The organism is Streptomyces sp. NBC_00249 (assembly GCF_026342355.1).
GTDB lineage: Bacteria > Actinomycetota > Actinomycetes > Streptomycetales > Streptomycetaceae > Streptomyces.
Window position 1 is genome coordinate 1 of sequence record NZ_JAPEMV010000018.1, and the last position, 7,347, is coordinate 7,347.

Annotated in this window: 6 protein-coding genes and 2 rRNA genes; 2 read left to right on the plus strand and 6 right to left on the minus strand. The window is 67.3% G+C overall.

Annotation, left to right across the window (positions count from 1 at the left end; translation table 11 throughout):
- The 3 genes from OOK31_RS39260 to OOK31_RS39270 all read right to left on the minus strand — a co-directional run.
- Window positions 1-149 (minus strand): 16S ribosomal RNA (locus tag OOK31_RS39260); the annotation flags it as partial.
- 564 nt (window positions 150-713) lie between these two features.
- Window positions 714-2,105 carry a hypothetical protein gene (locus tag OOK31_RS39265; RefSeq protein ID WP_267092213.1) on the minus strand — a complete coding sequence of 464 codons (1,392 nt, stop codon included), beginning with the start codon at window positions 2,103-2,105 and terminating at the stop codon, window positions 714-716.
- Between the two features lie 73 nt (window positions 2,106-2,178).
- Window positions 2,179-2,685, minus strand: a complete 507-nt coding sequence (locus OOK31_RS39270) for a hypothetical protein (RefSeq protein ID WP_267092214.1) — start codon at window positions 2,683-2,685, stop codon at window positions 2,179-2,181.
- Window positions 2,686-2,787: 102 nt separating this feature from the next.
- Between OOK31_RS39270 and OOK31_RS39275 the strand changes: the two genes are divergently transcribed.
- Window positions 2,788-3,414 (plus strand): TetR/AcrR family transcriptional regulator, encoded by a 627-nt coding sequence (locus tag OOK31_RS39275; RefSeq protein ID WP_267092215.1) that lies wholly within the window; start codon window positions 2,788-2,790, stop codon window positions 3,412-3,414.
- On the opposite strand, the gene OOK31_RS39280 is transcribed toward OOK31_RS39275, so the two are convergent.
- Window positions 3,411-4,352, minus strand: a complete 942-nt coding sequence (locus tag OOK31_RS39280; RefSeq protein WP_267092216.1) for an alpha/beta fold hydrolase — start codon at window positions 4,350-4,352, stop codon at window positions 3,411-3,413. The genes OOK31_RS39275 and OOK31_RS39280 overlap by 4 nt on opposite strands.
- A gap of 110 nt (window positions 4,353-4,462) precedes the next feature.
- Between OOK31_RS39280 and OOK31_RS39285 the strand changes: the two genes are divergently transcribed.
- Window positions 4,463-5,083, plus strand: coding sequence for a TetR/AcrR family transcriptional regulator (locus OOK31_RS39285; protein WP_267092217.1), 621 nt, complete (start codon window positions 4,463-4,465; stop codon window positions 5,081-5,083).
- Here the strand turns inward: OOK31_RS39285 and OOK31_RS39290 are convergent.
- Together OOK31_RS39290 and OOK31_RS39295 are read right to left on the minus strand one after the other, a co-directional pair.
- Window positions 5,076-5,795, minus strand: a complete 720-nt coding sequence (locus tag OOK31_RS39290) for a leucine-rich repeat domain-containing protein (protein WP_267092218.1) — start codon at window positions 5,793-5,795, stop codon at window positions 5,076-5,078. The genes OOK31_RS39285 and OOK31_RS39290 overlap by 8 nt on opposite strands.
- Before the next feature lie 507 nt (window positions 5,796-6,302).
- A 23S ribosomal RNA gene (locus OOK31_RS39295) occupies window positions 6,303-7,347 on the minus strand; the annotation flags it as partial.

A 7,347-nucleotide genomic window follows, 5' to 3' on the forward strand; every position in this document is an offset into this window, starting at 1 on the left:
CAGGGCTTGTCCCAGAGTGAAGGGCAGATTGCCCACGTGTTACTCACCCGTTCGCCACTAATCCACCCCGAAGGGCTTCATCGTTCGACTTGCATGTGTTAAGCACGCCGCCAGCGTTCGTCCTGAGCCAGGATCAAACTCTCCATGAATGTTTACCCGTAATCGGGTGCACACACACGAAAGAGCGGGCGCATCATGTCGGAATATGACCGACGCGCCACAACGTCCTCGCTGTGTTTTTGCCTGCAAGCATCACCCGAAGGCGACCCCACAGGTCTTTTTCAAAGGAACCTCATCCACCGGAGTGGACGGGGTATCAACTTCTGGCGTTGATTTTTGGCACGCTGTTGAGTTCTCAAGGAACGGACGCTTCCTTTGTACTCACCCTCTCGGGCTTTCCTCCGGGCTTTCGTTCTGTTCTGTTCTTCGTTCTTGCGTTTCCGACTCTATCAGACTCTTTCGTGTCCGATTTTCCTCGGTGCTTTCGAGGTTCTGCGCTTTCGCGCTTTCCCTTTCCGGCGGTTCCGACTCTATCAGAAGTTTTCCACCGGATTTCCCGGCTTCAGATTCCTGAATGAGGAGTCGAGTCACCCCACAGGAATGTCATTCCGTGCGGGATGGGGGGTGGTTGCCGAACTTGACCAGTTCGAGGCAACCGCTTGACTCTACAACCCCCTCTCCTGAGGTGTCAAAACGACTCCGTGGCGCGGCCCTCAGCTGTCGGAGACGGCTGCCAGCCGAAGACGGTCGGCGGCTCCGAGGAGCTCCACCTTCACTTCGATGACCTCCTCGTCTTCGAGGCGGAGGGTGAAGTAGGGGTCGTCGTCCAGGAGACGTCGCAGGTGTCCGTGGGCGTCTGCGTCGAGGGGCTCCGTGATGACGGCCTCCCACTCACCACCTTCGTCACCATCACCGCCACCGGCGGTGGCCGTCACCCTGATCTGGATGCGGGCCAGGCAGGTGAGCGGGTTGGCCCACCACTCCAGGTACGCCGTCGCCAGGGACCACACGTGCAGGGCGCTCTCCGTCCGGGACGCCGTGAACCACGTGCCGTCTCCGAGGGTGTGGGCCTGGCCGGTCACCGGGAAGGGGTAGGTCAGCTCGTCGTCGAGCCGCATGCCCTTCAGGTCGACGAGCCAGTGCCGGCCCGCGCCGAACTCCTCGTCGCTCTCCACCGTGCCGACCACCGCCACGTCCTCGGTGATGAAGCCGCCCACATAGTCGAAGAAGACCTCGGCGGCATCGTCCTCGTCCTCGTCATCCGGGTGCGCGTCCGGATGTCCGGGGAGCGTGTCCGCCCCCAGTGCGGCCACGACCGTCCCGTCGGCGACCCGGTGTGCGGCCAGCGTGTCCTGGTCGTGCGTCACGGTGAGGAGCCGGTCGCCGGACGGGCTGACCGCCATCAGTACGCGGTCCTCGTCCCCGAAGCAGTCGACGGTGAGGGCCTGGCCGTCCCAGCGGCCCCACCGCAACGGGCTGCCGTCCTGCCCCTCGCCGATGGTCAACCCCATCTGGCTCGGGTCGGGGTGCGGAACGTGGACCGAGCCGGCAGCCGACGTACGCGTTTCCGTGCGCGCGAGAACCCTGCCATCGGCGGCGTCGAGGACGAGCCATTCCTCCGCCAGGGGGCCGCGGACGTGGGCCCACACCAGGGTGCCGTCCGCCGAGAACCCTGCCGATCCGCTGCCCCCGTAACGGTGCCCGGGGTCGTCGGCGTACTCGGCGAAGTCCTCGTGGCCCGCGCAGCCGGCCCAGCAGCGGTGCCGGAGCTCCCAGCGCACCGCCCCGGCCGGGTCGACGGCGTGCAGCGCGTGCGGCCCGGCGAAGACGGCCAGGTCTCCGGCCGGCGCCACCGCGCAGCTGCCGTACCGGCGCGGCCAGGGCGCCCGGAAGCGGAGCTCCGGAGCCGCTTCCCCCGTGACACCGGTCCGGCCCAGCTCCCGTACGACCAGCTCCGCGTCCCCGCGTTGCACCAGACGCTGCCCGCCGGGGAACGGCTCCACGTGCGGGGCGTCGCCCGCACCGGAGAAGGGGAGGGGCACGACGAGGGTCGCGACGAGACGGGCGGGGGCGGGCACGGGGTACTCCGGGATCGGGGACGTCATCGGCGCTGTCACCCTACGACCGGGCCCCGACGGCCCCGACGGCCCCGCCCACGCCCCCGAGCCGGCCGGCTCGTCAGCCCGCCGCTCCGTCCCCCCGCCCGGACAGGATCGCGTGCGCCCGCCTCAACAGGCCCGGCAGCGCTCCCCGGTGGACGCCGGACAGCCTCGGCCAGCCGAAGGCGGCCAGCCCGTTGTGGTAGCCGATGAAGGTCGCCACCGACGCGCGTTCCCCGTCTGCCAGCACGATCAGCTGAGCGGAGATCAGCCGGCCGTCCGCCGACATCCTCAGCCAGCCGTCCCCCCGCCCGGTGATCCGCCAGCCGGCCACGGACTCCGCCGACCGGCCCCTGGCCAGGCGCAGCCCGAGGAGCCCGCCCCAGACCAGTCGGCCCTTCCGGGGTTCCAGGGCGTCCTCGAACACCGCGCGCGCCCACTGCTCGGCCGACCAGCCGCCACCCGCCGCAATCGTGAACAGGTCGGCGTAGTCGGGGTCGGTGATCGTGCCCAACTCGCTGATCTCCGCCGGAATCCTGGGCTCCTGCACCACGGCCGGCAGCCCGTCCACCCGCTCTGTCGTCATGTCCCGCTCCCCCTCGTTCCGGGCCCGTGCGGGCCTGGTCACGTTCCCACCGTTCAAGTTACATTCATACGTGTACGTATGTAAGAGCACGGGACGGGTGGCATGACGGAGGACGGGACGACACGGGCCGGCGGGGCCCGGCGGACGCAGGCCGAGCGGCGGGCCCGGACCCGTGGCGCCCTGCTCGAGGCCGCAGCCCGCGGGCTGTCGCGCAACGGGTACGCCAACCTCGTGCTCGCACAGGTGGCCGCCGAGGCGGGCTACACGCGCGGCGCGCTGTACCACCTGTTCAGCGGCAAGGAGGAGTTGGCGCTCGCCGTGGTGAGCTGGGTCGACGAGACCTGGACGGCCGAGGTCCGCACCCGCGCTGACGGCGCCGAACCCGTCGACGCGCTCATCACGCTGGCCCGGGGCCACGCCGAGTACTGCCGCCGTGATGTGGCCCAGGTGCTGATGACCCTGCGCGTCGAGTTCGCGGGCCAGGACCACCCGGTGGGCCTGGCCATCTCGGAGATCGTGCGGGGACTGGTCGACGAGGTCGCCGGGTGGATCGAGGAGGGGCGTACGAGCGGGGACATCCCGGCCGGCCCGCCCGCGCAGGTGACGGCGCACGCCTATGTCGGCGTACTGGAAGGCATCGGGATCGCACTGGCCGGGCAGCCGCCCTTCGACGTGGAGCTCGCCGAACGCACCGTCCGCGGAGTACTCGGACTTACACCCGCTCCCTAGCGGGCCTGGAGGGAGTCGACGTCCTCCATGAAGTTCAGCATCCGGGCGTTGACCATGTCGGGGTGGTCGATCTGGGGGCCGTGCCCCGTCGCGGCGATGATCTCGGCGCGGGCCCCGGGGACCAGCCGCGGCACCCGCTCCAGCTGCCGCTGCGGGTGCACGAGGAGGCTGCGCTTGCCCATGACGAGGTAGAGCGGCGTCCGGATGGAACGGAGCGCGTCCTCGGCCAGCGGCAGGGGTGCGGGGCGGCGGATCCGGAAGGCCCGGGCGCCCACCTGGACCCACTTGCGCATCTCCGGAACGGAAATGACCGGCTGCTCCAGCCAGGCGGCGAGCCGCGGGCGCAGCGCCTTGGGGGCGAAGCTGGCGAAGAGGCTCACGAACACCCAGGCGAAGAAGCGCAGGCCCACCTTCTCCAGGCCGCCCGGGTCGAGGGCGGTGACCGAGGCGAGCCGGCCGGGCCGGCGGTGCGCCTGGTTGAGCACGAGCCAGCCGCCGTAGGAGGAGCCGACGAGGTGGACGCGGTCCAGGCCGAGCGCGTCGAGGGCCTCGTCCATCCACTGCGCGGCACGCTCGGGCTGCCACATGGGCTCGCGGTGCACACTGCGGCCGGCGTCGCCGGGGGTGTCGAGTGCGTACACGGGCCGATCGGCGCTGAGGCCGGGGGTGTTGGGGTACCACATGGCGGAGCAGTAGCCCGCGCCGTGGATCAGGACGATGGGCGTACGGCTCTCGGCGGCCGGGTCGTCGGGGCCGTACCGGTAGACGTGGGTGGTGCCGAAGCTGGTCTCCACGTCCGTCTCCGAGCGGGCGGGTGCGCCCATCGCGTAGAGCACGTCGCTGGCGGCGAAGTAGCGGTCGCGGAGTTCGTCGTTCACGTACCGGCCGACGTCGCGGCGTACGGCGCCGGTCCGGGTCGTGGTCGCGTTCTCGGGCACGGTGGCACCTCCGGAGGGATTCGATCTTCGTAATACGACCGTATCATAAAAATGATACGGCGGTACCATAAAGAATCAGCACTCACCGACGACGGGCGGAGACCCCCCACATGCCGAAGCGCGTGGACCACGAGGAACGGCGAGCCCAGATCGCCGACGCACTCATCCAGGTCGCCGGCCGCAGAGGCCTGCACGCGGTCGGCATGCGCGACGTCGCGGCCGAGGCCGGGGTCTCGCTCCGGCTCGTGCAGTACTACTTCGAGACCAAGGAGAAACTGCTCTTCTACGGGCTCCAGCACCTCACCGAACGCTTCACCGCCCGGGTGGGCGCCCGCCTCGCCGCCACCGGCCCCGCCCCGGGCCCGCGCGCCACGGTCGAGGCCCTGCTGCTGGCCTCCCTGCCCACCGACGAGGAGAGCAGGACCTTCCATCTCCTCTACAGCTCCTACGCGATCCTCTCCGTGACGGACAAGGCGCTCGCCGCCCAGCCCTTCATCGCCAACCCGGACGCCGCGGAGGACGCCCTCACCGGCCTGCTCCAGCAGGCCCAGGACGCCGGCCTGGCCGATGAGGGGGCCGACGCCCGCACGGAAGCGATCAGCCTGCTCGCCATGACGGCGACCATGGGCACCAGCATCCTCGTCGGCCAGCGCACGGTGGCCTCGGCGACCGCGGTCCTCGCCCACCACCTGGACCGCATCTTCACCCCCACCACCGCCCCCCTCACATGAGGACGACGCACCCCCGCCGCTCCAGCTCCCCGAGGAGCGACAGCGAAGGATCGACCTCGTTCCAGCGCAGGTCCAGCTTCTCCAGCGAGGGCATCTGGGCGATCCAGTCGGGCAGTTGGCCGAGGCGGTTGCTCCGCAAGTCGATCTGACGCAGCCGCGGAAGACCGGCCAGAGGCTCGGGCAGCCGGCTCAAGGCGTTCTCCCGCAGGTCCAGGTGCCTCAGCTCGTGCAGCTCGGCCACCGACGACGGCAAACACTCGATCGCGTTCCCCCGGAGCCACAGCTCACGCAGGTTACGGAGACGGCCGATGGCATCGGGCAGGGTGGTGAACCGGTTGTGCTGCGCCCTGAGTTCGACGAGACCGCTCATCGAGCCGATCGTCTCCGGCAGGGCCTCGAGGGAGTTCTCGCCGACGTTGAGGTAGCGCAGCCGGGTCAGGTCTCCCAGTGAGTCCGGGAGCCGTGTCAGCCGGTTGTCGTGCAGGTAGAGGAAGTCGCGGAGCCCCGTCAGCCGGCCGAGCTCTTCGGGCACCGACGTCAGCGCGTTGTGCCCCAGATCCAGCGTGCTCAGCCGGTGCAGCTGCCCGATCTCCGGCGGGAGGGCCGTGAGCCCGTTGTCCGCGAGGATCAGTACCTGGAGCTCGGTCCGCCGCCAGACCGGCTCGGGTACTTCGCCGATCCCTTGCCGCCACAGGTTCAGCGTGGCCCTCACGGCCTCCCCCTCACGAGCTTCCGTACGAAGCGGAGCCCCGGGCGGCCGTCGAGGTCGAGTTCGCCGTCGAAGTCGAGGAGTGCCCGCGCGTGGTCGACGCGAAGTCTCTGCCCAGGCCGAACGGGGGGGAGAGAGACGGGGGGGGGCGCGCGAGGGAGACGGCGCGCGCGCGCGCGCGCGCGCGCGCGCGCGCACACACAAAAAAAAAAAAAAAAAAAAAAAAAAAAAAAAAAAAAAAAAAAAAAAAAAAAAAAAAAAAAAAAAAAAGTTTTTTTTTTTGTACACACACACACACACACACACACACACACACACAAACAACACCCCCCCCCCCCCCCCCCCCCCCCCCCCCCCCCCCCCCCCCCCCCCCCCCCCCCCCCCCCCCCCCCCCCCCCGGTGTGTGTGTGTGTGTGTGTGTGTGTGCATGGGGGGAACAAGGAGTGCGTCCAGCCCTTGGAGCTGGTCATGGGGAAGGAAGCCAGTTCAAAGCCATAAAACAAGGACAGAAAGAACAACTCAATCGAACACCCACCAGATGACGAGCCGAATGAAATGTAAACGTCCTGCCCAGGTGACTTTAAATACCATCCCTGCAGCCTTTATCGGTTATGACGTCCCATGTCACCGCCGGACGGTCCAGACTTTCGTCCCGTCTGACCCGCTGGTTCAGGCCAAGCCCGGGACCAAGACGCTGCACTGATACAACCAGCTTGAGGGAACCTTTGGGCGCCTCCGTTACCCTTTGGGAGGCAACCGCCCCAGTTAAACTACCCATCAGACACTGTCCCTGATCCGGATCACGGACCGAGGTTAGACATCCAGCACGACCAGAGTGGTATTTCAACGGCGACTCCACAACCACTGGCGTGGCTGCTTCAAAGTCTCCCACCTATCCTACACAAGCCGAACCGAACACCAATATCAAACTGTAGTAAAGGTCCCGGGGTCTTTCCGTCCTGCTGCGCGAAACGAGCATCTTTACTCGTAGTGCAATTTCACCGGGCCTATGGTTGAGACAGTCGAGAAGTCGTTACGCCATTCGTGCAGGTCGGAACTTACCCGACAAGGAATTTCGCTACCTTAGGATGGTTATAGTTACCACCGCCGTTTACTGGCGCTTAAGTTCTCAGCTTCGCAACCCCGAAAGGTCACTAACCGGTCCCCTTAACGTTCCAGCACCGGGCAGGCGTCAGTCCGTATACATCGCCTTACGGCTTCGCACGGACCTGTGTTTTTAGTAAACAGTCGCTTCTCGCTGGTCTCTGCGGCCACCCCCAGCTCACGGAGCAAGTCCGATCACCAGTGATGGCCCCCCTTCTCCCGAAGTTACGGGGGCATTTTGCCGAGTTCCTTAACCATAGTTCACCCGAACGCCTCGGTATTCTCTACCTGACCACCTGAGTCGGTTTAGGGTACGGGCCGCCATGAAACTCGCTAGAGGCTTTTCTCGACAGCATAGGATCATCCACTTCACCACAATCGGCTCGGCATCAGGTCTCAGCCTTAATGAGGGACGGATTTGCCTACCCCTCGGCCTACACCCTTACCCCGG